Annotated in this window: 16 protein-coding genes; 11 read left to right on the top strand and 5 right to left on the bottom strand. The window is 68.8% G+C overall.

Going from position 1 to position 24,553, the window contains the following annotated elements:
• Window positions 1-3: 3 nt before the first annotated feature.
• Window positions 4-666 (bottom strand): response regulator, encoded by a 663-nt coding sequence (locus A4F85_RS25085; protein WP_013800948.1) that lies wholly within the window; start codon window positions 664-666, stop codon window positions 4-6.
• Entirely contained in the window at window positions 663-2,075 is a 1,413-nt protein-coding gene (locus tag A4F85_RS25080) for a cache domain-containing protein (RefSeq protein WP_012207119.1), read from the bottom strand. The genes A4F85_RS25085 and A4F85_RS25080 overlap by 4 nt, the downstream gene beginning before the upstream one ends.
• Window positions 2,076-2,722: 647 nt before the next feature.
• On the opposite strand from A4F85_RS25080, the gene A4F85_RS25075 reads away from it, so the two are divergent.
• Together A4F85_RS25075 and A4F85_RS25070 are read left to right on the top strand one after the other, a co-directional pair.
• The gene (locus A4F85_RS25075; RefSeq protein WP_063328592.1) at window positions 2,723-3,181 is read left to right on the top strand and encodes a Rid family detoxifying hydrolase; all 459 of its coding nucleotides are present in this window, start codon (window positions 2,723-2,725) and stop codon (window positions 3,179-3,181) included.
• Window positions 3,182-3,208: 27 nt separating this feature from the next.
• A complete protein-coding gene (locus tag A4F85_RS25070) occupies window positions 3,209-4,696 on the top strand; it encodes an aminotransferase class V-fold PLP-dependent enzyme (protein ID WP_063328162.1) in 1,488 nt (495 codons plus the stop codon).
• Window positions 4,697-4,851: 155 nt separating this feature from the next.
• Here A4F85_RS25070 and A4F85_RS25065 read toward each other — a convergent pair whose 3' ends face one another.
• The gene (locus A4F85_RS25065) at window positions 4,852-5,613 is read right to left on the bottom strand and encodes a LytR/AlgR family response regulator transcription factor (protein ID WP_063328591.1); all 762 of its coding nucleotides are present in this window, start codon (window positions 5,611-5,613) and stop codon (window positions 4,852-4,854) included.
• Entirely contained in the window at window positions 5,594-6,748 is a 1,155-nt protein-coding gene (locus A4F85_RS25060; RefSeq protein ID WP_063328161.1) for a sensor histidine kinase, read from the bottom strand. Before A4F85_RS25060 ends, A4F85_RS25065 begins: the two co-directional genes overlap by 20 nt.
• Before the next feature lie 150 nt (window positions 6,749-6,898).
• Between A4F85_RS25060 and argH the strand changes: the two genes are divergently transcribed.
• The 3 genes from argH to A4F85_RS25045 are packed head-to-tail and all read left to right on the top strand — an operon-like array spanning window position 6,899 to window position 10,916.
• Entirely contained in the window at window positions 6,899-8,380 is a 1,482-nt protein-coding gene (argH, locus tag A4F85_RS25055; protein WP_012207114.1) for an argininosuccinate lyase, read from the top strand.
• Window positions 8,381-8,405: 25 nt separating this feature from the next.
• A complete protein-coding gene (locus A4F85_RS25050) occupies window positions 8,406-9,404 on the top strand; it encodes a Bug family tripartite tricarboxylate transporter substrate binding protein (RefSeq protein WP_013800951.1) in 999 nt (332 codons plus the stop codon).
• A 21-nt stretch (window positions 9,405-9,425) separates the two neighbouring features.
• Window positions 9,426-10,916 carry a rhomboid family intramembrane serine protease gene (locus tag A4F85_RS25045; RefSeq protein ID WP_063328160.1) on the top strand — a complete coding sequence of 497 codons (1,491 nt, stop codon included), beginning with the start codon at window positions 9,426-9,428 and terminating at the stop codon, window positions 10,914-10,916.
• Here the strand turns inward: A4F85_RS25045 and A4F85_RS25040 are convergent, their stop codons facing one another.
• The gene (locus A4F85_RS25040; RefSeq protein WP_013800953.1) at window positions 10,917-12,242 is read right to left on the bottom strand and encodes a tetratricopeptide repeat protein; all 1,326 of its coding nucleotides are present in this window, start codon (window positions 12,240-12,242) and stop codon (window positions 10,917-10,919) included.
• Between the two features lie 420 nt (window positions 12,243-12,662).
• On the opposite strand from A4F85_RS25040, the gene A4F85_RS25035 reads away from it, so the two are divergent.
• From A4F85_RS25035 to A4F85_RS25010, 6 genes are all read left to right on the top strand, one after another.
• A complete protein-coding gene (locus A4F85_RS25035) occupies window positions 12,663-18,725 on the top strand; it encodes an alpha-2-macroglobulin family protein (RefSeq protein ID WP_063328159.1) in 6,063 nt (2,020 codons plus the stop codon).
• 89 nt (window positions 18,726-18,814) lie between these two features.
• Window positions 18,815-19,342 carry a DUF2867 domain-containing protein gene (locus tag A4F85_RS25030; protein ID WP_013800955.1) on the top strand — a complete coding sequence of 176 codons (528 nt, stop codon included), beginning with the start codon at window positions 18,815-18,817 and terminating at the stop codon, window positions 19,340-19,342.
• Between the two features lie 39 nt (window positions 19,343-19,381).
• Window positions 19,382-19,678, top strand: a complete 297-nt coding sequence (locus tag A4F85_RS25025) for a hypothetical protein (protein ID WP_082848291.1) — start codon at window positions 19,382-19,384, stop codon at window positions 19,676-19,678.
• A gap of 186 nt (window positions 19,679-19,864) precedes the next feature.
• Window positions 19,865-21,961, top strand: coding sequence for a BCCT family transporter (locus tag A4F85_RS25020; protein ID WP_063328157.1), 2,097 nt, complete (start codon window positions 19,865-19,867; stop codon window positions 21,959-21,961).
• A 95-nt stretch (window positions 21,962-22,056) separates the two neighbouring features.
• Complete coding sequence (locus tag A4F85_RS25015; RefSeq protein ID WP_063328590.1) at window positions 22,057-23,001, top strand: helix-turn-helix domain-containing protein; 945 nt, start codon at window positions 22,057-22,059, stop codon at window positions 22,999-23,001.
• 131 nt (window positions 23,002-23,132) lie between these two features.
• Window positions 23,133-24,533, top strand: a complete 1,401-nt coding sequence (locus tag A4F85_RS25010; RefSeq protein WP_063328156.1) for an amidase — start codon at window positions 23,133-23,135, stop codon at window positions 24,531-24,533.
• The last annotated feature ends 20 nt before the right edge of the window (window positions 24,534-24,553 follow it).

Genomic DNA, 24,553 nt, shown 5'->3' with positions numbered 1-24,553 from the left:
GTCCTAGCCTGCGCGGGCCTCCTGGGGTGCCGGCCCCAGCAGGTCGGCGTAATCCACCGCGTACTTGATGAAGGCCGCATGGCCGTCGATGCGCAGCTTGCGGCGCAGGTGCAGGCGGTGGGTTTCCACGGTACGCACCGAGGTGCCCATGAGCGCGGCGATTTCCTTGTTGGAGCGGCCCTCCGAGATCCACTGCAGCACGCTGGCCTCGCGCGGCGTGAGGGCGCGCCGGGGCCCGGACGCGCTGCCGTCTTCCTCGGCCACGGGCTGCAGGCCGGGGCTGAAATACAGGCCGCCGGCGTAGACCCGGTCTATGGCCTCGATGAGCTGCTGCGCAGGCGCGTCCTTGAGCACATAGCCGCGCGCGCCCAGCGCCACGGCGCGGCGCACGTATTCGGGATCCTCATGCATGGACAGCACCAGCACGCGCACCAGGGGGAACTGATCGCGGAACAGCGCGGCCAGGTCGATGCCGCTGGCGCCCGGCATGCGGATGTCGGTGACCACCAGGTCGGGCGACAGCTCGCGGGCCAGCGGCAGGGCCTGGTCCACGCTGGCGGCCTCGCCCACCACACGGATATGGTCCGTGGCCTGCAGGCGCATGGACACGCCGTCGCGCACGAGAGGGTGGTCGTCCACCAGGAGGATGCGGATCATGGGGTTCATGCAGCGGCCCGTGGGAGTTCGAATTCCGGTGAGGGAGACAGCGGCATGCCGCCATCGCGGTAGAGCACGGCGACCAGCCGGGTGCCCCGGCGCCCCGAACTGATGGACAGGTGGCCGCCCAGGCCTTCGATGCGCTCGCGCATGTTGCGCAGGCCGATGCCGCCCTGGCGGTCGCGCTGCACGCGGCGCATGTCGAAGCCCTGGCCGTCGTCGCTGACCTGCAGCACCACGCGGCGGCGCTGAAAGTGCAGGCTGACATCGATGCGCGTGGCCTGGGCATGGTTTTGCGCATTCGTCACGGCTTCCTGGGCCACGCGGAACAGGGCCGTGGCGTGGCTGGGCGGCAGAAAGCGCGTCTCGCCGCGGCAGCCGAACTGCATGCGCAGGCCGTCCTCGGCCTGCATCTGCTGGCTCATCAGCGCCAGGGCCGGGGCCAGGCCCAGGTCGTCCAGCAGGGCGGGGCGCAGGCCGTGGGAGACGCGCCGTATCTCCACCAGCGCGTGGTTGAGCTGCTCCAGGCCCTGGTCCACCATGCGCTGGGCCGTGGCCGGGTCCTGCGCGGCCAGCCGCCTGAGCTGGGCCTGGGCCGTCTCCAGCAGGAACTTGGAGGAGACCAGCACCTGCACCACGCCGTCATGCAGGTCGCGCGCCACGCGCGTGCGTTCCTCTTCCTGCGAATGCACCACTCGCTGGGCCAGCCGCTGCAGCTTGTTGCTGGACACGCGGTGATCGCTGAGATTGAACACCAGCCCCGCCACGCCGATGAGCACGATGCACAGCGCCGCAATGCCGAAGATGCGCCAGCGCGTGGCCGCGATGTTGGCCTGGGCGCTTTCGTCGATCTGGCGCAGCGCCTGCTCCACATCGTCCAGGTACAGGCCCGTGCCCAGCGACCAGCCCCATTCGGGCACCGTGGCCACGTAGGCGAGCTTGGCCTCGGTACGCAGCGATGACGGTTTTTGCCACTGGTAGCGCACCAGGCCGCCGCCGCTGCGCGCGGCGTCCAGGATGATCCGGGCGGGCCCTGCGCCGCCGGGGCTGTTGGGATCGCACAGGTCCACGCCCGACAGGCCCATCTGGCGCGCATCCAGCAGCACGTTGCCGTGTTCGTCGTAGACAAAGAAGTAGCCGTCCTCGCCGAACTGCATGCGTGACAGCATCTCCAGCGCCTGGCGCCGCTGCACGGATTGCTCCTCGCCGCTGGACTTGATGCGCGTCAGCGCCGTGGTCGCCAGCTGGACGTAGTGGCGCAGCTCCGTCTCCTTGCTGTGCAGGTAGGCGGTCTCGACCAGTTCCCGTTCCTGGTGGGCCAGCTCCAGGGTCTGGTGCTGCACGGTCGCCGCGACCAGGCCCAGGGCGAGCGCGATGGCGGCAATCGACAGAAGTGCAAGTTTCAGCGGAAGTTGCATGGGAGCCTGTGTGGGGTGCACCGACGATCTTTTCCGCCCAGTGGCCGGGCCTTGTCAACAGGGCTTGCGCGCATGCCGCCAGCGCCAGGGCGGCGGCCTTTGAATGGCAGGCGCTGTATTTTCCAATGGCCTGCGCGCCCCGTATATCCACACGGATTCACGCGCGCGTGAAAAGGCGTTTGAATATCCCAAGGGAAACACCATGGAAAATAGTTTTTGGGTGCGAAACAATATCCCATGGATACTGGAAATCCGAGATGCATTTTCTTGGTGCGTACTCCCCTTTTTGGGGTTTTGGATAATCGTTTTGCCGTATTGTGGTGCGCCGTCCCTCTGATGCCTGATGTGCTGCTTGCTGTTGAGCAGATTCCGTGCCAAACCATTGTTTTCAAAGAATGTTGAAGGGCTGCGTAGCACTGCGTGGGTCCGTGTGCGTAGTGGTGCGTAGGGGAAAATTCATTATCGAATGCTCCAGATCCCTGCCTAGAATTTCTCCGTGAAATCACGAATTCGAATCATTTTGTATCGATGATTCAGGTCACCTCTGAGGACTGGGTTAATGGTGACAAAGTGTTTCCATAACGCCAATGCAGTAATGCGTGGCACGGCAGTGGCAGCTTGTATTTTTGTTTGAGAAGGGCAATACCATGGATATTCGAACGAACCTGGGGCGCATGGCGCTGGCATGCGGGGTGGCGGCGCTGGTGGGTTGCGCTGCGCCCAACAAGCGCGAGGTGCTGTCCACCACGCAGATCTACCCGGCCATCGGCCCGTACTCGCAGATGGTGGCGCATGGCAACACCGTCTACTTCTCGGGCGTGCTGCCGCTGAATGCACAGGGCACGGCCATCCAGGGCGCCACCATCGAAGAGCAGACGCGTGCCGTGCTCGACCACATCGGCGCCAAGCTCAAGTCCCAGGGACTGGGCTACGAGGATGTGCTGTCCACCTCGGTCTTCATGAAGGACCTCAACGAGTTCGCCGCCATGAACAAGGTCTATGGCGAGTACTTCAAGACCGGCGCCCCCGCTCGGGCCACGGTGGAAGTGGCGCGCCTGCCGCGCGATGTGAAGATCGAAATCTCGGCCATCGTCGGCCGCCGCTGACCGCTTGCGCAACGACAGGAGGACCGCATGAACGCACGACACCCCCAGATCGCGGCCGAGCAGGCCACATCCCTGACCGCCACTGCGGCCGCCGGCGAATCCGGCTATCCCGCGCGCTGGACTTCCAAGCGCCGCGACTTCCTGCGCATGCTGGGCTACGGCACCGGCGCCGCCACGCTGGGCCCGCTGCTGGCCGCCTGCGGCAGCGGCAACGCCCAGACCTCGGCCGCCGCGCTGCGCGAGCAGCTCATGCGCGACGAAGCCTTCTGGTCCGACGTGCAGAGCATGTTCATCCTCAAGCCCGAGAAGACCTACATGAACATCGGCACGGCCGGCTCCATGCCCAAGCTGGTGCTCGACGTGTTCGATACCGAAAACCGCAAGAAGGCCGCCGACTCGGGCAATGGCTACAGCAACCTGCTGGACCTGCGCAAGCAGGTGGCGCCGGGCTTTGGCGTGGATGCCGACGAACTGGCCTTCTCGGCCAACACCTCCTCGGGCATGTGCCATGCCATCCTGGGCATCGACTGGCAGCGAGGCGACGTGGTGGTCACCACCAACCACGAGCACGGCGGCGGCGACACGCCGCTGAAGATCGCCCAGGACCGCTACGGCATCGAGGTCTCGCGCATTGCGCTGCCCGTGGGCAACAACCAGACGGCCGCCACCTACGTGAACCTGTTCGACGAGCGCATCCGCGCGCTCAAGGCCCAGGGCAAGCGCGTGCGCGCCATGATGTGGTCCTCTCCCACCTACAAGACCGGCACCATGCTGCCCATCGCCGACCTGATGGGCGTGGTCAAGGCGCACGGGCTGATCAGCATCGTGGACGGCGCCCACCTGCCGGGCATGATGGCCTACAACTATGCGGAGCTGGGCATGGACTTCATGTCGGGCGCGGGCCACAAGTGGCAGTGCGGTCCGGGCTCGACGGGCATCCTCATCATCCGCAACAAGATGCGCGCCTCCAACCCGCTGCCCCTGCCCAAGTGGTACCCGGTGCACACCAGCGCCTACCCGGCGCTGGAGCGCACGACCACGGCCAAGGAGACCTACGACATCGCCGCCTCGGTCACCTCCTGCGGCAGCGTGCACACGCCCATGTTCATGGCGCTGGCCCAGGCCTGCGCGCAGTGGGACAGCATCGGCCGCAAGAAGATCGAGACCTATGACCTGACGCTGTCGTCCTACCTCAAGGAAAAGATCGTCGAGCGCTGGGGCGTGGACTCGCTGTACTCGCCCAAGGACGATCCCAAGCTGCTGTCGGCGCTGACCTGCTTCAACCCGTTCCAGAACAAGGACGACGTGATGAACGGGACCAAGTCATCGACCTTCGTGGCACGCATGCTCAGCGACTATCCGCAGGGCTTCGTGATCCGCAACTCCAACTTCCCCGTGATCGGCGCGGCGGCAGACCACTACGGCGTGCGCGTGTCCACGCACCTGTGGCATGACGCGCGGGACGTCGATCTGCTGGTGGATGCGATGTGGGATTTGTCTAGAAAGATGGCTTGACCCCCTGAGCCGCTTCGCGGCTTCCCCCTTCTCGCTTCGCGGAGGGGGACGACACCCTCGGTGCGGGGCGGCCCTTCCTCGGTGTCTTTGAGGTGGGCCGCGCTTGCTTTGGGGCGTGCTTTCTGGCGCAGAGCGCTGTCCTCAGCCTTTCATCGTCAGCTGGGCTGTCCTTCGTCGCGGATGGCGGCGCGGACCTGGGGGAGCTGGCGGCGGGAGACCATGAGCAGTTCGGGGATGCCGTGCAGGCGCAGGGCCCAGCCTTCGCCTTCGGTGGGGTCGTCGTGGCGTTCCAGGGCGCGCAGGGCGCTGCGGGCCACCAGCGCGTTGCGGTGCACGCGCAGCAGGTGATCGGCGTGGCGGGTTTCCAGGTCGGCCAGGGCGCCGTCGAGGATGTAGCTGCGGCCCACGGTGCGCACGGTCACGTATTTCTGTTCGGCCTTGAGGTAGAGCACTTCGGACAGGGGCAGGCGCACGGTGGTGCCCCGGTCCTGTATCAGCAGCACGGGGCCGCTGTCGCGCTCGGCCGTCTGGTGCACCGCCGTGCGTGCGGCCTTGGCCAGGGCCTGCTGCAGGCGCTCGCGGCGCACGGGCTTGGTCAGGTAGTCGGCGGCGTCCAGGTCGAAGGCCTCGACCGCATGGCCGGCATGGGCGGTGACGAAGACCACGGCAGGCGGCAGCGGCAGGCGGCGCAGTGCGTGCGCCAGGGCCAGGCCGTCCTGGCCCGGCATGTGGATGTCCAGCAGCGCCAGTTCCACGGCGCGCGGGCCCGGCGCCTGCAGCACGGCCATGGCCTGGCGCGCGTCTGCCGCTTCACTGACCTGGTGCGGGCCGGTGCCCGTGCAGGCTTCCACATCGGCCAGCAGGGTGCGCAGTCGCGCGCGGGCCAGGGCTTCGTCGTCAACGATCAGGATGTGCATGGTCCTTCTTCTTCGATACGGCCTTCGTGGGGTGGCTGGCAGGCGCAGCCAGCGGCAGGCTGATGCGCACCACGAAATGGCCCTTGAGCGTGCGCGCCGTGAGGTGGGCCTGCAGGTCGTGCAGCAGCGACAGCCGGGCGCGCACATTGGCCAGCGCAATGCCGTTGCCGCGCGTGCCAGCTGCGCTGGCGGAATCGATCTCGGTGGGCAGGGTGTTGGTGATGCGCACCTCCACCAGATCGCCACGGCGCTCGGTGCGCACCTGCAGCTTGCCGCCGCGTGCGCTGGGCTCCACGCCATGGCGTATGGCGTTTTCCACCAGCGGCTGCAGCAGCAGCGGCGGCAGCAGGGCGCCGTGGGCGGCAGGGTCCAGTTGCCAGCGCACCTGCAACCGTTCGCCGAAGCGCACCTGCTCGATGGCCAGGTAGCGCTGGGCCAGCTCGATCTCCTCGGCCAGCGTGGTCGTGCTGTGCGGCTCGGCCAGTGCGTAGCGGAACAGGTCGCTGAGGTCTTCCAGCAGGGCCTCGGCCTTGGCGGGCTCGGCGCGCACCAGGGCGATGGCGCTGTTGAGCGTGTTGAACAGGAAATGTGGTCGTATGCGCGACTGCAGCTCGGCCAGCCGCGCCTGCGTATCGGCGGGGGTGTGGCCGCGTGCGCGCAGCACCAGGGCGGCCACCAGCAGGGCCGCCAGCAGTCCGCCGGACATGGCGCTGGCCAGCCAGGGGGCGCTGGTGCCGCCGGCCAGTTGCAGCATGGCGCAGGCATACAGCCCGGCCGCCATGCCCAGCAGCACGCCGGCTGCGTACTGCCCGGTCGACGGCAGGCGCTGCAGCGGATGCTTGAGCAGGCAGGCCGCCACCAGCCAGACCAGGGTGCCGGGCAGGCTGGCGCCGGTCAGCAGGGCCATGTTCTCCAGCCACTGCAGCAGCGAGTCGGCGCCGAACATCGCAGCCGTGGCCGCCACGGCCTGCACGAAGAGCACGGCGCGCAGCACCACGCCGACGTTGCAGGCGTCGAAGACCAGCGCCGCAGGCAGGGGCGGCGGGGCGGTGGTGGGGGGCGGCTGGGTCGGCAAGGGGCGGCAGGTAGTGTTTCGGCGGGTGGGGTTCGCGCCGCATGCCCGGATTATGGTCATGCCGGGCGGGCCTGCACAGCGGTCACACCGCCCATGCAGGCCCCTGCACGGGCGTGGCGCCGCCCAGGTCGATAGAATCTTCGCTTCCTGCCCGCGCGGGGGGCGTGCCGCCCACCGCCTGCACCGCCTAATCGAAGATCGCGTCCTCACATGTCTGCCAATCAACCAACGTCCGCCTCGCACAACCAGCTCGACACCAAGGCCCAGGCCTGGTCCGCTCTCTTTGAAGAGCCGATGAGTGATCTGGTCAAGCGCTATACCTCCAGCGTGTTCTTCGACAAGCGCCTGTGGCAGGCCGACATCACGGGCAGCCTGGCGCATGCCGAGATGCTGGCGGCCCAGGGCATCATCGCCGCCGCCGACCACGAGTCCATCCGCAAGGGCATGGCGCAGATCACGCAGGAAATCGAGTCCGGCCAGTTCGAGTGGAAGCTCGACCTGGAAGACGTGCACCTGAACATCGAGGCCCGCCTGACCCAGCTGGTCGGCGACGCCGGCAAGCGCCTGCACACGGGCCGCAGCCGCAATGACCAGGTGGCCACCGACGTGCGCCTGTGGCTGCGCGGCGAGATCGACCTCATCGAAGGCCTGCTCGGCGAGCTGCAGCTGTCCCTGGTCGAAGTGGCCGAGAAGAACGTGGACGTGATCCTGCCCGGCTTCACCCACCTGCAGGTGGCCCAGCCCGTGAGCTTTGCCCACCACCTGCTGGCCTATGTGGAAATGTTCAAGCGCGACGCCGAGCGCATGCTGGACCTGCGCCGCCGCGTCAACGTGCTGCCGCTGGGCAGCGCCGCCCTGGCCGGCACCACCTACCCGCTGGACCGCGAGCGCGTGGCCCGCACCCTGGGCATGGAAGGCGTCTGCCAGAACTCGCTGGACGGCGTCAGCGACCGCGACTTCGCCATCGAATTCACCTCAGCCGCCAGCCTGTGCATGGTGCACGTGAGCCGCCTGTCCGAAGAGCTGATCATCTGGATGAGCCAGAACTTCGGCTTCATCCGCATCGCCGACCGCTTCACCACCGGCTCGTCGATCATGCCGCAGAAGAAGAACCCCGACGTGCCCGAACTGGCACGCGGCAAGACCGGCCGCGTGGTCGGCCACCTGATGGGCCTGATCACCCTGATGAAGGGCCAGCCCCTGGCCTACAACAAGGACAACCAGGAAGACAAGGAGCCGCTGTTCGACACGGTGGACACCCTGAAGGACACGCTGCGCATCTTCGCCGAGATGATCGGCGGCCAGGCCGACCCGGCCACGGGCGGCAAGAAGGGCGGCATCACCGTCAACGCCGAAGCCATGCGCGCCGCCGCACTCAAGGGCTACGCCACGGCCACCGACCTGGCCGACTACCTGGTCAAGAAGGGCCTGCCCTTCCGCGACGCGCACGAGACCGTGGCCCATGCCGTCAAGCTGGCCTCGCAAAAGGGCGTGGACCTGACCGAGCTGCCGCTGGCCGAACTGCAGGCCTTCAACCCCGGCATCGAGGCCGACGTCTTCGAGGCGCTCAGCCTGGAAGGCTCGCTCAATGCGCGCAACACCCTGGGCGGCACGGCGCCAGCCCAGGTGCGCAAGCAGCTGGCAGGCCACCAGGCGCGCTTGAATGCACGCCTGAACGCACGCCTGGGCTGATTTCCCCGTTCGCCGGAGCCGCGCCATGACATCCTCCCGCCGCCAACTGCTGACCGGGGCGCTGCGCGCCGCTGGCGCAGTGACTGCCGTTGCCGCCTCGTCGGCCCTGGCGCCGCTGGCCTGGGCACAGCCCGGGCAGGCCATCCGCATCCTGGTGGGCTTTCCGCCGGGCGGCGGCACGGATGCCATCGCACGCCTGCTGGCCGACCGGCTCAAGGATGTGCTGGGCACCACGGTGCTGGTGGACAACCGCCCCGGCGCGGGCGGGCAGATCGCGGCGCAGCAGCTCAAGGCGGCTGCGGCCGATGGCCACACGCTGTTCCTCACGCACGACCACACCATCTCCATCCTGCCCCAGGTGGTGAAGAAGCCGGGTTTCGACCCTGGCCATGATTTCGTTCCCGTGGCCGGCTTTGCCACCTTCGTGAACGCGCTGGCGGTCTCCGCCAACACGCCGGCGCGCAACCTTGCCGAGTATGTGGAGTGGGTGCGCCAGGGCGCAAAGCGCGGCAGCATCGGCATTCCCGCGCCCGCGTCCACGCCGGAATTCCTGGTCAGGCTGCTGGGCGAGCACTACAAGCTCGACCTGGTGGCCGCGCCCTACCGGGGCAGCGCGCCCATGCTGGCCGACATGCTGGGCAACCAGATTCCGGCCGGCATCGCCTCGGTGCAGGATTTCATGGAAAACCACAAGGCCGGCAAGCTGCGCGTGATCGGCGTGCTGGGCACGCGCCGCCAGGCCACCATGCCCGAAGTGCCCACGCTGGCCGAGCAGGGCGTCAAGGGCTTCGAGGACACGCCCTACTACGGCATCTATGCGCCGCGCGGCACGCCCCAGGCCTTCATCGACCGCTTCTCCGCCGCCGTGGCCACCGTGCTCAAGCAGCCCGATGTGCACGAGCAGCTCACCGCCCTGGGCCTGACCGTGGGCCACATGCCGCCCGCGCAACTGGCCGAGCGCGAGCAGGCCTATACCCAGGTCTGGAAACGCATCATCCAGACCAGCGGCTTCCAGCCGCAGTAAGCGCGCGTCCAGCGGTCCCGCATGTTCTACGCGATTCCGCTGGAGGACCGGCCCCGCTGGAGCAATCCGCCGTGGATGACGCTGCTGATCATCCTCGTGAACGTGCTGGTGTTCTTCGGGCCGCAGCGCTCCGAGGAGCGTGCCCAGCAGGCGGCGGCGCAGTTCTATGCCGCCAGCGCGCTGCCGGGCATCGAGTTGCCGCGCTTCGTGGATTGGCTGGAGCGCACGGATTCGCCCATTGCCAAGCAGGCGAAGGTGCTGCAGAAAAAGGGCCTGGTCGAGCCGCTGCTGCAGCGCATGGAGCAGGAGCCGAAATTCCTGGCGCTGCTGCGCAGCGGGCAGATCGTGCCCGAAAGCGATCCCCTGCACGAGCGTTGGCAGACCGACCGCAGCCGCTACGAGGCGTTGCAGCCGGAACCTTTCACCACGCGCTGGGCCAAAAACTATGCGCTGGACGCGCCGATGCGCCCGGTGACCTGGATCACCGCAGCGTTCCTGCATGTCGACACCAGCCACCTGGTGGGCAATATGCTGTTTCTCTTCATGTTCGGCTTCTCGGTCGAGTTGATGCTGGGGCGCGGCACCTATCTGTTGTTTTATCTGCTGGGCGCCGTGGGTGGCTCGGTGCTTTCGGGCTGGGCCTATGCAGGCACAGGCAGTTACGGCTTGGGCGCCTCGGGCGCCGTGGCGGCCCTGATGGGCATGTACGCCGTCATGTACCGGCTGCGGCGTGTCCGTTTCTTCTATCAGTTGTTTTTTTATTTCAACTACGTCACTGCGCCCGCCTTGATCCTGCTGCCAGCCTGGATCGCCAATGAAGTGCTGCAGCATTTTTTCAGTGGCCAGAGCGCAGGCTACATGGCCCACCTGGGCGGTCTGCTGACGGGCGCAGCCCTGATGGCCCTGCATCTGCGCCGCAAGCCACGGGCGGCGTTGGCGGGCCGCCATTCGGCGCCGGACGATGGCTTCGACGCACATGTCGCCAACGCGCGACGCCTGGGCCAGGCGCTGGACATGGAGGGCGCCCTGCGCGCCTGGCGCGCCGCAGCCCAGCTGCGGCCTGCCGACACCGAGGTGCTGCGGGCCTGGTTTGCCGCGGCCCGCTATGCGCCTGCCAGCGAGGACTTCCACCGGGCGGCCCGGCGCATCTTCAGGCTGCCGGCCCGTGATGCCGCCACCCTCGCCTGGCAGCACGCCAGCTACCGCATCTACCTGGACCTGGCCCGCCCAGGCGCCAGGATCGCGCCCGAGGACATGGCCAGGCTGGTGCGCCGCTTCACGCGTGCCCGTGCGTTCGACGATGCCGAGAAGCTGTGCCACGCGCTGCTGCAGGCAGCGCCCGGCCAGCCGGGCCTGGGCGAGACGCTGTGCCTGCTGGTCAACGGCCTGCTGCAGCAGGGGCTGGCACAGCGCGCCCGCGCCTGGCTGCCACAACTGCAGCGCTGGGCGCCCGATGAGGCCGTGACCCGGCTGTTGCTCGACGGGCAGGCCCGGGCCCAGGCCACGGCGTGATCAGTGCGGGGCCGGGCGCGGGTCCGGACCCTGCTCCGGTTCCGGGTCACGCAGCAGCCACCGCACCTCCTGCGTGGCCTCGCTGTCGGGATGGCGCGCCTGCAGCGTGGCCAGGATGCCCTGGGCCATGTCCCGGCGCCCGAAGCCCTGCAGCATCAGGCGCGCCGCCAGTTCATAGGCATGGGGCACGGCGGCATGGCCCTTGAAGCGTTTGTCGAAGCCCGAGATCAGGGTCAGCGTCGCCTGTGCATCGCCCGCGCGCCAGGTGCTGCGCGCCAGGGCCAGTGTCTGGTCGGCATCGTCCAGCGCAAAGCTCGCTTCCTTGGCGCGGCAGGCCTGGAACACCTTGAGCGCCTCTGCGGTCTGGCCCTGGCGCAGCAGCAGGGCGATGAAGCGCCGGCCGTGGTCCAGCAGCGTGGCCGTCTTGTCCGACAGCAGCAGCAAGCGGTGGTAGCGGCGCTGGGCATGCGTGTCGTCGGGGTGGGTGCGCTGGTCCTCGTAGGCCAGGCCCAGCGCGGCGGCCAGGTCGCCAGCGGCCACGTGCTCGGCCACGTCCTCGTCCAGCTGCTGGCGGGCGATCTGTTCGGGCGTGCGCGCAGGCGCCCCGTCGGGCCCGCTGTCTGCCTGGGGCACGGCGTCGATACCCAGAGCCTCATGGTGCTGATACATCACATAGCCCAGCAGGCTGGCCATGACCCAGCCGAAATAGATCATGGCGAAGTTGAACAGCGGCAGCAGGATCAGCCCGCTGAACAGCGGCAGCAGCAGCGACATGGCGATCTGCGCACCGCTGCTCAACAGGAACAGAAAAAAGCACAGCAGCGCATAGGGCTTGCCGATGATGCGCACCGTGTCCAGGATCAGCAGCGGATTGAGTGCGGAGAAAAAGCCCGTCGTCTGCACCAGCACGATGATGCTGGCCGGCAGCAAAAAGGACAGCAGCAGCAGGGCCAGCTGTGCCATGCCCAGGCTCACCCGCGCACACCAGCCGACGATGATGCCGTGCACCACCAAAATGGCGAACAGCTTCCAGGGCAGATGGGTCCAGTCCGGGTCCAGGTGGCGAGGATAGTCCGCAGCGCGCGATATGCCCTGCGAACCCAGCGCTGCCACCTTGAAACCATAGCGGCTGGCGGCCAGCAGGATACCGATCTGCACCAGCCCGATGGCCAGGGGTGCGGGCAGGAAGAACAGCGCCTTGAACAGCAGGCTGCCCAGCGACAGCAGCAGCGCATAGCCCAGCGGCTGTGACTGGAACGGAAAGGCGAAGAACTGGTTGATCCGGTGCCAGAACGGCTGAGGCACGGCAACGTGGTTCGGCTTCATGGACGGACTCTCTCCCTGTGTTGTATCCGCGCAGTATAGGCAGCACGCTGTATGTAGTCTGACGGGGCCTGTGTTGGGAGGTGAGCCCTGTGATCGCACGGATATGACGTGTTGATGCGCCGATGTCTTACAGACGGATACACCGCAGACCCGGTTCCGGGCACCCGCAGCAGGGCCTGCAGCGGATGCGGGCCGGTATCATCCCGCGCAGTGGTTTTCAGCCGCAGCGGATGCGGCCCTGCATTCGGTGCATGCGGGCGACAGGCCTGCGCCTTGTTTCAGCCCTTGCCGCCGAGCCCTGCCTGCAGCGCAGGGTTTTTCATTTGCAGCGTGTCATGCGGACAGCTCGCGTCGCAGTGCTGAAAGCCTGCTCATTCCAAGAAAACAGCGGGCCATCTGAGCCCGACAGAAGGGATTGCCATGGGGGTGCTTCGCACGAAAGCGATCAGTGGGTTGCAGGGGGCTCCGGCGCACAGCCGGCCCTGGAGCCGGTGGGGGTTGGGGCTGCTGCTGGGATCGGCGGCGCTGACGGCGCAGGCCGTGGGCGTGCGCCAATTCAGCCCGCAGGGAGAGGTGGCCAAGGTCGAGCAGGTGGTGGTGCAATTCGATGGCACGGCCGTGCGCTTTGGCGACCCCAAGGCGGCCGCGCCGGTCACGCTCAGCTGCAGCGATGCGGCGGCCACCCAGGGCACGGGCCGCTGGAACAGCGACCGGGAATGGGTGTTCGACTTCAAGCAGGCCCTGCCGCCCGGCGTGCGCTGCACGGCCCAGCTGGTGGCCGGCTACAAGTCGCCTGCGGGCACGGCCGTGACGGGCGCTGCCAGCTACCAGTTCCAGACCGGCGGCCCGGCCGTGCTGGACATGGCGCCCGACACCTATGAACAGATCGACGAGGAGCAGTACTTCGCGCTGCGCCTGTCGGGCCCGGCCACCGTGCAAAGCCTGCAGCAGCACATGTGGTGCACGGCCGAAGGCGTGGGCGAGCGCATACCCGTGCGCCTGATCGACGGCAAGGAGCGCGACGAGCTGCTCAAGCACCGCGGCTGGGACAAGGCCGCCGCCAAGAACCCGCTGCAGTACGCCACGCTGGCCTGCAACCGCCGCCTGACGGCGGGCACGACCATGAAGCTGGTTTTTGGCGCCGGCATCGCCACGCCCAACGGCGTGGCCAGCCGCCAGGACAAGCGCTTCGAGTACCGCGTGCGCGAGCCCTTCGCGGCCGAGTTCAGTTGCGAGCGCGAGAACGCCCAGGCCGCCTGCCTGCCGATCCGCCCCATGCGCCTGAACTTCAATGCCCCCGTGCCGCGCAAGCTGGCCGAGGGCATTCGCCTGAGCAGCGGCGCCTCCAAGGTGGCCCCCGTGATCGACGGCGAATACGGCGAAAAGCTCAGCGAGGATTCGCTGGTGCAGAACCTGAGCTTCCCGGCCACCATGCAGGCCCAGGCGCGCTACACGGTGGAGCTGCCTCCGCAGTTCAAGGACGCGGCAGGCCGCAGCCTGAGCAATGCCGACATGTTCCCGCTGCAGGTGGCCACGGGCGCGCTGCCGCCGCTGGCCAAGTTCGCGGCCTCGCCCTTCGGCATCGTCGAGCGCTATGCCGAAGGCCCGGACGGCCCGGCCCTGCTGCCCGTGACGCTGCGCAATGTGGAGTCCGAGCTGGCCACCAAGTCCCTGGATGCCAGCCGCGTGAGCACCAAGCAGCCCGGCAGCGATGCCGAGATCATCGCCTGGATGCGCCGCGTGGCGGACTACGAGTCCTCCGACATGGACCGCAAGCGCGCCTCGCGCGACATCAAGGGCCCGCTGCCGCCCGTGATCGACAACGAAAACCGCGACTATGTGCAGACGCGCATGCTGTCGCTGCTGGCCGGCCAGGGCGACGTCAAGACGCTGGAGCTGCCCAAGCCCGTCAAGGGCGATCCGCGCCCCTTCGAGGTGGTGGGCATTCCGCTCACGCCGGGCTTTCACGTGGTCGAGATCGCCTCGCCGCTGCTGGGCCAGTCGCTGCTCGATGAGCGCTACGGCTCGGCGCGCAGCATGTATGTGCGCACCTCGGCCCTGGTGACCAATCTGTCCGTGCACTTCAAGCTCGGCCGCGAGAACGCGGCCGCCTGGGTGACCACGCTGGACAAGGGCCAGGCCGTGGCCAATGCCAAGATCCAGGTCTCCGACTGCAATGGCAAGGTGCTGACCTCGGCCACCACCGACGCCAGCGGCGTGGCCCGCCTGGAAGGCCTGTCGCCCGAGCCTCCCCAGTGCACGGGCGGTGTCGGCTACCGCTCGCCTGCCTACTTCGTCAGCGCACGCGCCCAGGGCAAGGACGGCCAGCAGGAGCTGGCCTTCACCTGGAGCGACTGGCAGCGCGGCATCGAGTCCTGGCGCTTCAACGTGCCCACCAGCCGCAGCGCCCAGCGCGACGAGGTGGCCCACACCATCTTCGACCGCACGCTGCTGCGCGCTGGCGAGACCGTGTCCATGAAGCACCTGATGCGCACCCAGACCGGCATCGGCCAGGGGCAGGGCGGCTTTGCGCTGCCCGAGCAGCGGCCCACGCAACTGGTCATTACCCATGAAGGCAGCGGCCAGCAGTACACGCAGCCGCTGCAGTGGCGTTCCACGGGCACGGGCGGCCTGAGTGCGGAAAACAGCTTCTCCGTGCCCAAGGGCGCCAAGCTCGGCTCGTATTCCGTGGAGCTGCGCGGCGATGGCAACGGCTCGCGCGGGCGCAACAACCGCTTCGGCACGGGCAGCTTCCGTGTCGAGGAATTCCGCCTGCCCGTGCTCGAAGGCCGTGTGGGCCCCGAAGGCAAGCAGGCCCTGGTCGGCGTCTCCAGCCTGCCGGTGCAGGTGCAGGTGAACTACGTCTCCGGCGGCCCGGCGGCCAACCTGCCGGTGCGCGTGTCCGCCCTGGTGCGCTCCACCTGGATGGACCGCAGCGACTGGCAGGGCTTCAGCTTCTCGGCACCGCGCAGCGCCCAGGACACGGGCCAGAGCGATGACGAGGAGGCCACGGCCTCCCAGGACAGCAAGGTGGTGGCCGACAAGCTGCCCGTGACGCTGGACCGTGAAGGACTGGGCAAGCTCAAGATCGAGAACCTGCCCAAGCTGCGCGAGCCGCGCGAGCTGCTGATCGAGGCCACCTATGCCGATCCCAACGGCGAGGTGCAGACCCTGCGCAGCACGCAGATGCTGTGGCCCGCGGCCATCGTGGCCGGCGTGCGTGCCGAAAGCTGGATCACCACGGGCCGCAAGCTCCAGTTCCAGGCGCTGGCCCTGGGCGTGGACGGCAAGCCCCAGGCCGGCGTGCCGGTCAAGGTGGAGGCCATCTCCCGCGTCACCACCAGCAGCCGCAAGCGCCTGGTGGGGGGCTTTTACAGCTACGACAACCAGACCACGCTCAAGTCCATGGGCACGGTGTGCACGGGCAACAGCGATGCCCAGGGCATGGTGCAGTGCGAAGCCCAGCTGTCGCAGCCCGGCGAGGTGGAGCTGATCGTCACCGCCTCCGACAAGGATGGCCGGCCCGCCCAGGCCGCCTCCAGCGTCTGGGTCACGCGCCAGGGCGAAATGTGGTTCGGCGGCGAGGACCATGACCGCATGGACGTGCTGCCCGAAAAGCGCAGCTACGAGCCCGGCGAGACCGCGCGCTTCCAGGTGCGCATGCCCTTCCGCTATGCGACGGCCCTGGTCGCCGTGGAGCGCGAAGGCATCGTCAGCACCCAGGTCATGCAGCTCAATGGCCAGAACCCCACCGTGGAGCTGAAGGTCCAGCCTGACTGGGGCCCCAACGTCTACGTGAGCGTGCTGGCCCTGCGCGGGCGACTGCGCGAGGTGCCCTGGTACAGCTTCTTCACCTGGGGCTTCAAGGCGCCGCGCGAGTGGTGGAACGCCTTCTGGCATGAGGGCAAGGAGTACATCGCGCCCACGGCCCTGGTCGATCTGTCCAAGCCCGCCTATCGCCTGGGCATGGCCGAGATCCGCGTGGGCACCAAGGCCCACCGCATCGACGTCAAGGTCACGGCCGACCAGGCCAGCTACCAGGTGCGCGGCACCGCCAAGGTCACCATCAGCGCCACGCTGCCCGACGGCAAGCCCGCCGCTGGCGCCGAGGTGGCGCTGGCGGTCGTGGACCAGGCCCTGCTGGAGCTCATGCCCAACACCAGCTGGCAGCTGGCCGACGCCATGCTGCGCCGCCGCGAGTGGGGCGTGCAGACCTCGACCGCGCAGATGGAGGTGATCGGCAGGCGCCACTACGGCCGCAAGGCCGTGGCCGCTGGCGGCGGCGGTGGCCGCAGCCAGACGCGCGAGCTGTTCGAGACGCTGCTGCTGTGGAATCCGAGCGTGGTGCTCGATGCCCAGGGCAAGGCCCAGGTCAGCGTGCCGCTCAACGACTCGCTGACCACCTTCCAGGTGGTGGCGGTTGCCGACCATGGCGTGTCGATGTTCGGCACGGGCCAGGCGCCCATCCGCACGGCCCAGGACCTGCAGATCATCAGCGGCCTGCCGCCGCTGGTGCGCGAGGAGGACCAGTTCCGTGCCATGGTCACGCTGCGCAACACCTCGGCCAAGGCCATGAAGGTGCAGGTCACGCCGCGTGCCACGCTGCTGGAGCTGGCAGCGCAGACCGTGGAGATTCCCGCAGGCGAGGCGCGCGAGGTGGCCTGGAACGTCACGGCGCCGGCCCAGCTGGGCCAGACCCGCGCCGAGGCGCTGATCTGGGAGATCGAGGCCCGCGACACCGCAGGCGGTGACAAGCCGGCCAGCGACAGGCTGAAGGTCAGCCAGCGCATCATCCCGGCCGTGCCGCTCACGGTGCAGCAGGGCACGCTGATGCAGATCGATGGCAGCATCAACCTGCCCGTGCAGCTGCCGGCCGATGCACTGTCCGGCCGCGGCGGCCTGCGCATGTCGCTGGCGCCCAAGCTGGCCGAAGGCCTGCCGGGCGTGCGCGACTGGTGGGCGCGCTATCCCTACAGCTGCCTGGAGCAGGTCACCAGCAAGGCCGTGGGCATGAGCGACGCCACGCTGTGGCAGTCCACCATGGGCCAGCTGCCCAGCTACCTGGACGGCGACGGCCTGGCCAGCTACTTCCCGCTGGCAGGCGACGGGTCGGGCCGTGCGGCCCGCGGCAGCGATACGCTGACGGCCCACCTGCTCAACCTCTCGGCACTGGCGCAGGGCGTGGACAAGCGCTTCGTGCTGCCGGCGGCCGAGCGCGAACGCATGGAAAACGGCCTGATCGCCTTCGTCGAAGGCCGCATCCAGCGCAGCTTCTGGAGCCCGCGCAAGGATCTGGACATGCGCAAGCTGGCCGCCATCCAGGCGCTGGCGCTGACGGGCCGCGCCAATCCGCGCATGCTCGACAGCATCACCATCGCGCCCAATGACTGGCCCACGCATGCCGTCATCGACTGGGTGGCCCTGCTCAAGCACATGCGCGAGCTGCCCCAGCGCGAACAGCAGCTGGCCCAGGCCCAGCAGATCCTGCGCGCCCGCCTGAGCTACCAGGGCACGCGCGTGGCCTTCAGCAACGAGCAGGACGACCAGTGGTGGTGGCTGATGCAGGGCCCCGAGGTCAACCTGGCCCGCCTGATGCTGGTCAACATGGACGACCCGACGTGGAAGGAAGAGCTGCCGCGCCTGGCCAACGGCTTCATCTCGCGCCAGAGCAACGGCGCCTGGGGCACGACCACGGCCAACCTGTGGGGCGCGCTGGCACTGCAGCGCTTCTCGCAGCAGTTCGAGGCCACGCCCGTGACGGGCACCACCCAGGCGGCTTTGGGCGCGTCCCAGGCCCGCGTGGAGTGGAGCCAGGTCACGCGCATGCGCGCCAGCGACACCGAGGGCGCGGCGCACCAGGCGTCCAGCTTCGGCGCGACCACGGTGGTCGGCGGCCTGCGCAACAACACCATGTTCCTGCCCTGGAGCGCGGTGGGTGATGCCCGCAAGGGCCAGCTGACGGTGACCCAGCAGGGCACCGGCAAGCCCTGGCTCACGCTGCAGTCTGTGGCGGCCGTGCAGCTGAAGGCGCCGTTCAGCGCCGGCTACACCGTCACGCGCACGGTCAAGCCCGTGGAGCAGGCCGACAAGAGCCTGCCCGCAGGCCAGTACTCGCGCGGCGACGTGCTGCGCGTCACGCTGGAGGTGCAGGCCCGCACCGACATGACCTGGGTGGCCATCACCGACCCCGTGCCCACGGGCGCCACCATCCTGGGCGGCGGCCTGGGGCGCGACTCGGAGATCGCCTCGGGCGGCGAGCGCGCGGAAGGCGCGGGCTGGCTGGCTTATGAAGAGCGCAGCTTCGAGGCCTACCGCGCCTACTACCAGTACCTGCCCAAGGGCAATACGCGCGTGGAGTACACCGTGCGGCTGAACAATGCCGGCGACTTCGCGCTGCCGCCCACGCGGGTGGAGGCGCTGTATGCGCCCGAGATGTTCGGCGAGGTTCCCAACGCCCGCATCAAGGTGAGCGACAAGCGCTGATGCAGCGTTGATGGCGCCCTGACAAGGGGGCGGCCCTGCGGCCTATGATGGCTGCAGGACCGCCCCCTTTTTTCATCACCTTCCGCTCCATGGCACAAGTCATCCTCTCCCCGGTTCCCGCAGGCAGCGCCCTGCAGGACCGCCTCAAGACCGCCTATTTCCACGACAGCTACCAGCTGCAATTGCCGGACGACGGCAGCAGTCCCATGGCGCTGTACCTGCGCTGCGTGGGCCGCACGCCGGGCTGGATCGACTTTCTGATGCGCCTGCGCAACCGCGTGGTGGCGCCCTTCGGCATCAAGGACCTGGGCACGCTCAGCGGCGTCGATGCGCAGCGCCAGCCATCGAGCTACCGCGTGGGCGACCGCGCCGGCATCTTCCGTGTCCATGCCCTGAGCGACAGCGAAGTGGTGCTGGGCGACAGCGATCGGCACCTGGACGTGCAGGTCTCCCTCATGCGGCTGCCCAGCCCCGAGGGCGCGCCGTCCGGCACCTTCACCGCCGCCATGTCCACCGTGGTCCATGTGCACAATGCCCTGGGCCGTATCTACATGCTGGGCGTGGCGCCGGCCCACCGCGTCATCGCCCCGGCCGTGGTGGCCAAGCTGGCCGGCTGAAAGCTGCGGATGGAGCCGTCGGCTGTCCAAGCCATCAAAATGGCCGTCGTGGGTGCCTCGGGGCTGTCCAAGGACGCCTTGCATATCTACGTGGGCCTGACGGTGGCGCTGGCCGCCTGCGCCGTGCTGCGCAGACCCCTGGGCAGCTGGACGCCCCTCCTGGCGGCCCTGGTGGTGGCCATGATGGGCGAGCTGCTGGACATGCGCGACGATATCGCGAGCCTGGGGTACTGGCGCTGGGGCGCCAGCCTGCACGACATTGCCAATACCGTGTTCTGGCCCGCCGTACTGGCTGCGCTGGCGCGCTGGAGCAGCGTGCTGGGGCGTCGGCCCTGAAGTCAGCAAATCGGAAGCCTTTGGCGTTGGCGTCCGACGCCTGCTTCCACGCCGCCCTTGCATACTTGCGGCCTTTGCCCGGCGGACATCCCCCGAGCAGGGAACGCGGCCCGCCCCACAAGGGCAGGGCCGCCACCATTGCGAATCGGTTCCCGGGCACACCATTGATCACAAGAGAGAGGGTATATGCCAGACACGACCACCGATCCCCGACCGGCGCCACCCGCGCCACCAGTGGCTCCGCCACCGGATGCACCGCAGGCGGCCACGCCATCGCCTGCCGAGCCTGCACCGCGCATCACCTTCTCAGGCCCCGTCGTCATTCCTTCCCTGCTGGTGCTGGGCCTGCTGCTGCTGTACTGCGGCCTCATGCCCGACAGCGCCGACCGGCTGTTCTCCAGCGCCCAGGCCTGGGTGGTGGGGCACATGGACTGGTTCTATGCCGTCTCGGTCACGCTGTTCCTGGTCTTTCTGATCTTCGTCGCGTCCAGCCGTTTCGGTGATATCCGCCTGGGTCCCGATGATGCGGAGCCCGAGTTCAGCTTCATCTCCTGGACCGCCATGCTGTTCGCCGCCGGCATGGGCATCGGCCTGATGTACTTCGGCGTGGGCGAGCCGCTGCAGCATTTCCTCAAGCCGCCCACGGCCGTGCCTTCCACGCCGGCCGCCGCGCGCGAGGCGCTGCAGTCCACCTTCTTCCACTGGGGCTTCCATGCCTGGGCCGTCTACGGGACCATGGGCCTGGTGCTGGCCTACTTCGGCTTTCGCTACAACCTGCCGCTGACCATGCGCTCGGGCCTGTACCCGCTGCTGGGCAAGCGCATCAACGGCCCCATCGGCCACAGCGTGGATGCCTTCGCGCTGGTGGGCACCATCGCGGGTATCGCCACCACGCTGGGCTACGGCGCGCTGCAGCTGGCCGCCGGCCTGCATACGGTGACGGGATGGGACACCTCCACGGCGCTGTTCCGCATCTCGGTCATCGTCATCGTGGTCGGCCTGGCCGGGCTGTCGGCCGTCTCGGGCCTGGACAAGGGCGTGCGCCGCCTGAGCGAGTTCAATCTCGTGCTGGCCTTCATCCTGCTGGCCTTCGTCATCGTGGCCGGGCCCACGGTCTTCCTCTTCGAGGCGCTGAGCGAGAACATCGGCAACTACCTGTCTGGCCTGGTCCAGCTGTCGTTCCGCACCTTCGCCTACGAGCCGCCCAGCCAGGAAGGCTGGTTCGGCGGCTGGACCATCCTCTACTGGGCCTGGTGGATCTCCTGGTCGCCCTTCGTGGGCATGTTCATCGCGCGCATCTCGCGCGGGCGCACCATCCGCCAGTTCGTGACCGGCGTGCTGCTGGTGCCCACGGCCTTCAACCTGCTGTGGATGACGGCCTTCGGCAACAGCGCCATCTGGATAGACACCCACGTGGCCATGGGCGCGTTGGGGCAGACGGCCTCGAACGTGGATGCGCTGCTGTTCCGCTTCTTCGAGTACCTGCCCTGGTTCAAGCCCGTGGCCTGGCTCACCATCGTGCTGATCGCGGTGTTCTTCGTCACCTCGGCGGACTCCGGGGCCTTCGTGGTGGACAACATCGCCTCGCGCGGCCATGCGCGTTCGCCGGTCTGGCAGCGGCTGTTCTGGGCTGCCGTGCTGGGCGTGACGGCCATGGTGCTGATGCTGGCCGGCGGCCTCAAGGCGCTGCAGGCCATGACCCTGGTGGCGGCCCTGCCGGTGGCGGTCATCATGCTGGCCCTGTGCTACGGGCTGTGGCGCGGGCTGCAGGCCGACCGCGCGCACTTCTCGCCCGACCTGGCTCCGGCCACCAGCTTCTGGAGCGGCCAGCACTGGCGCAAGCGCCTGGAGCAGATCGTGCACCAGCCCTCGCGCGCCGATGTGCGCAGGTTCATGGCCGGCGTGGTGCTGCCGGCCATGAACGAGGTGGCCGCCGAGATGCAAAGGCGCGGCGTGCAGGCCGTGGTCACCGAGGACCTGGATGGCGAGGGCGCCGTGCGCCTGACCGTGCCCGATCCCTCGCTGCGCGACTTCGTCTACGGCGTGCGCGCCACGCGCCGCACGGTGCCCACCTTCCTGGTGAGCGAGGCGGCCAGCGAGCAGGAGCGCCGCCATGTCTACGAGCCCATCACGTTCTTCGAGGACGGCCGCCTGGGCCACGACATCCAGTACCTGCGCAGCGAGGAAGTCATCGCCGACATCCTGCGCCACTACGAGCGCTACCTGTCGCTGAGCGCCGACCAGCGCACGCATCTGCTGAACCGGGCTCCGGGCCACAGCTGAGCCGTGCTGCGCAGTGCCACCGTCGCGGTACCCCGGGCCTTTGGGTAAACACCGGGGTGCCAGCCGGCGGCCGCCTGCGGATACTGGGCGCTGCCATGCAGCTCGAATACTCTACCCATTCGCAGGAGCCACGCCATCGTTTCGACTACTGGCACGAGGTGGTCTGCCGCCACTGCATCCCGGCCGACAGCCACCGCGCGCAGGGGGATGGTGCAGGTCCCGGCGGCTTCGGGGCCACGCTGTCCGTGCGGTCCCTGGGACTGCTGGAGATCAGTGCCATGTCGGCACCCAGCCACCGCTGGGTGCGCAACGCAGCCCACCTGCGCCTGCATGCCCGCGACGAGCTGTGGCTGGGCTATCTGCTCCAGGGCCAGGCCGAGGTGCGCCAGGGCGGGCAAGTGGCCCGGCTGAGTGCGGGCAATCTGGTGCTTTATGACGCTGCGCAGCCTTTCGAATTCTCGGTGGCGCCCCGCGATATCCTGCTGATGCGCATTCCGCGCAGCGAATTGTTGAATCGCTTTGCCCGTGCACCCTCGCACGCGGGCCGGGCGCTGCATGGCCATGCCTCGGCCGTGGCGCCGCTGCGGGCCATGCTCGGCGAGGCCATGGCCATGCCGCCTGCGCCGCACGGTGATGCCTTGGCGCAGCGCTTCGGCATGGCGCTGCTCGACGTGCTGGCCCTGGCGCTGGAGATGCAGGAAATGGCCGTGCAGCCCCGCTCGGAAAGGGACCTGCACGGCCGCATCCAGGCGTTCATCCAGGACAACCTGGGCTCGCCCGAGCTGTCGCTGCAATGGCTGGCGCAGCAGCACAACGTCTCGCCGCGTACCGTGACGCGGGCCTTTGCGCGGCGCAACCAGACGCCCATGGGCCTGGTATGGCAGCTGCGGTTGCAGGCCAGCCGCCAGGCCCTGATGCAGGGGCGCTGCTCCAGCGTGACCGAGGCGGCCTTCGCGCATGGATTCTCCGATGCGGCGCACTTCAGCCGAGCCTTTCGCAAGGCGTTCGGCTGCACGCCCCGCAGCCTGCTGGCCGCCTGAGCAAGGTCGCTGACCCTCACGAACAAGCGTCGGTGCCGCCGGCTCCCTAGCATGGGCCTGCCGTGCGTCCCGTGCGGCTTTTACAGTGCAACAACGGTGGCGCCCCGGAGCCGGGCGTCGGGAGACATGCCATGAACGACAGCGAACTGCACCATCTCGCACTGCTGGAGGTGGGGCGCGAGATCCAGTCCCGCCGCATTTCCTCGGAAGAGGTGACCCGCCACATGCTGGCGCGCATCGAGGCCGTGGACGCGCGGCTGCACAGCTACGTGACGGTGATGGCGCAGCAGGCGCTGGAGGACGCCCGCCGCGCCGACGCCGAGATCGCGCAGGGCCGCCGCCGCGGTGCGCTGCACGGCGTGCCGCTGGCGCTCAAGGACCTGCTGTGGACCCGGGGCGTCCCCACCACGCATGGAATGACGCTGCACCGCGACCATCGCCCCACGGAAGATGCCACCGTGGTGCGCAGGCTGCGCGAGGCTGGCGCCGTCATCCTGGGCAAGCTGCAGCAGACCGAAGGCGCCTTCGCCGACCACCATCCCGAGATCACTGCCCCCGTCAACCCCTGGGGCGCCCAGCTGTGGCCCGGGGCCTCGTCCAGCGGCTCGGGCGTGGCCACGGCGGCGGGGCTGTGCTTCGGATCGCTGGGCACGGACACGGGGGGCTCCATCCGCTTTCCATCGGCCGCCAACGGCATCACCGGGCTCAAGCCCACCTGGGGCAGGGTGAGCCGCCATGGCGCCTTCGAATTGGCCGCGTCCCTGGACCACATAGGCCCGATGGCGCGCAGTGCTGCCGATGCCGCAGCCATGCTCGCGGCCATCGCCGGGGCGGACCCGCTGGACCCTACGGCCAGCCAGTGCAGCGTGCCCGACTATCTGGCCATGATGACGCGCGGATTCTCCGGCCTGCGCCTGGGCATGGACCGGCAATGGGCACTGGACGGCGTGGATGCCCCCTCCCGCCAGGCGGTGGAGCAGGCCCTGGCGGTGGCGCAGCGCCTGGGGGCCAGCGTGCAGGAGGTCCGGTTTCCCGATGCCACCCAGGCGGTGGAGGACTGGCCGGCGCTGTGCGCGGTGGAGACCGCCGTGGCGCACGGCGCCACTTTCCCTGCACGGCGCGAGGCCTATGGCCCCGGGCTCGCCGGGCTGATCGACCTGGGGCTGGGCCTGTCCGCCACCGACTACCAGCGGCTGCTGCTGCGCCGCGCGGACTTCACGGGCCGGGTGCGTGCACTCTTCGCGCAGGTGGACCTGCTGCTGGTTCCCGCCACGGCCTTTGCGGCCCCCACGCTGCAGCGCATGGCGCATTTCGGCTCCGATGCCGAGCTGTTCTCGGGCATGCTGCGCTACACCTGCCCGTTCGACCTGACGGGCAGCCCCACGATCACGCTGCCCGGCGGACGCACTCCTGAGGGCGCGCCCGTGGCCTTCCAGTTCGTGGCCCCCGACTTCCGCGAAGACCTGCTGGTGCGCGCGGGCTGGGCGTTCCAGCAGGCCACGGACTGGCACAGACAGCACCCTGCTGCCTGAGCTGCATGGGGCGCCAGGCC

Origin of the sequence: Delftia sp. GW456-R20 (assembly GCF_001622915.1) — a bacterium.
GTDB classification, from domain to species: Bacteria; Pseudomonadota; Gammaproteobacteria; order Burkholderiales; family Burkholderiaceae_C; genus Comamonas; species Comamonas acidovorans.
This window is presented reverse-complemented; position numbering and strand designations above follow the sequence as displayed.

Bases quoted from the DNA above. Each gene is read 5' to 3' on its own strand.
- A4F85_RS25080 (WP_012207119.1), bottom strand. From the start codon at position 2,075: ATGCAACTTCCGCTGAAACTTGCACTTCTGTCGATTGCCGCCATCGCG.
- A4F85_RS25035 (WP_063328159.1), top strand. From the start codon at position 12,663: ATGGGGGTGCTTCGCACGAAAGCGATCAGTGGGTTGCAGGGGGCTCCG.
- A4F85_RS25060 (WP_063328161.1), bottom strand. From the start codon at position 6,748: ATGACCATAATCCGGGCATGCGGCGCGAACCCCACCCGCCGAAACACT.
- A4F85_RS25010 (WP_063328156.1), top strand. From the start codon at position 23,133: ATGAACGACAGCGAACTGCACCATCTCGCACTGCTGGAGGTGGGGCGC.
- argH (WP_012207114.1), top strand. From the start codon at position 6,899: ATGTCTGCCAATCAACCAACGTCCGCCTCGCACAACCAGCTCGACACC.
- A4F85_RS25015 (WP_063328590.1), top strand. From the start codon at position 22,057: ATGCAGCTCGAATACTCTACCCATTCGCAGGAGCCACGCCATCGTTTC.
- A4F85_RS25040 (WP_013800953.1), bottom strand. From the start codon at position 12,242: ATGAAGCCGAACCACGTTGCCGTGCCTCAGCCGTTCTGGCACCGGATC.
- A4F85_RS25070 (WP_063328162.1), top strand. From the start codon at position 3,209: ATGAACGCACGACACCCCCAGATCGCGGCCGAGCAGGCCACATCCCTG.
- A4F85_RS25020 (WP_063328157.1), top strand. From the start codon at position 19,865: ATGCCAGACACGACCACCGATCCCCGACCGGCGCCACCCGCGCCACCA.
- A4F85_RS25030 (WP_013800955.1), top strand. From the start codon at position 18,815: ATGGCACAAGTCATCCTCTCCCCGGTTCCCGCAGGCAGCGCCCTGCAG.
- A4F85_RS25065 (WP_063328591.1), bottom strand. From the start codon at position 5,613: ATGCACATCCTGATCGTTGACGACGAAGCCCTGGCCCGCGCGCGACTG.
- A4F85_RS25050 (WP_013800951.1), top strand. From the start codon at position 8,406: ATGACATCCTCCCGCCGCCAACTGCTGACCGGGGCGCTGCGCGCCGCT.
- A4F85_RS25085 (WP_013800948.1), bottom strand. From the start codon at position 666: ATGAACCCCATGATCCGCATCCTCCTGGTGGACGACCACCCTCTCGTG.
- A4F85_RS25075 (WP_063328592.1), top strand. From the start codon at position 2,723: ATGGATATTCGAACGAACCTGGGGCGCATGGCGCTGGCATGCGGGGTG.
- A4F85_RS25045 (WP_063328160.1), top strand. From the start codon at position 9,426: ATGTTCTACGCGATTCCGCTGGAGGACCGGCCCCGCTGGAGCAATCCG.
- A4F85_RS25025 (WP_082848291.1), top strand. From the start codon at position 19,382: ATGGCCGTCGTGGGTGCCTCGGGGCTGTCCAAGGACGCCTTGCATATC.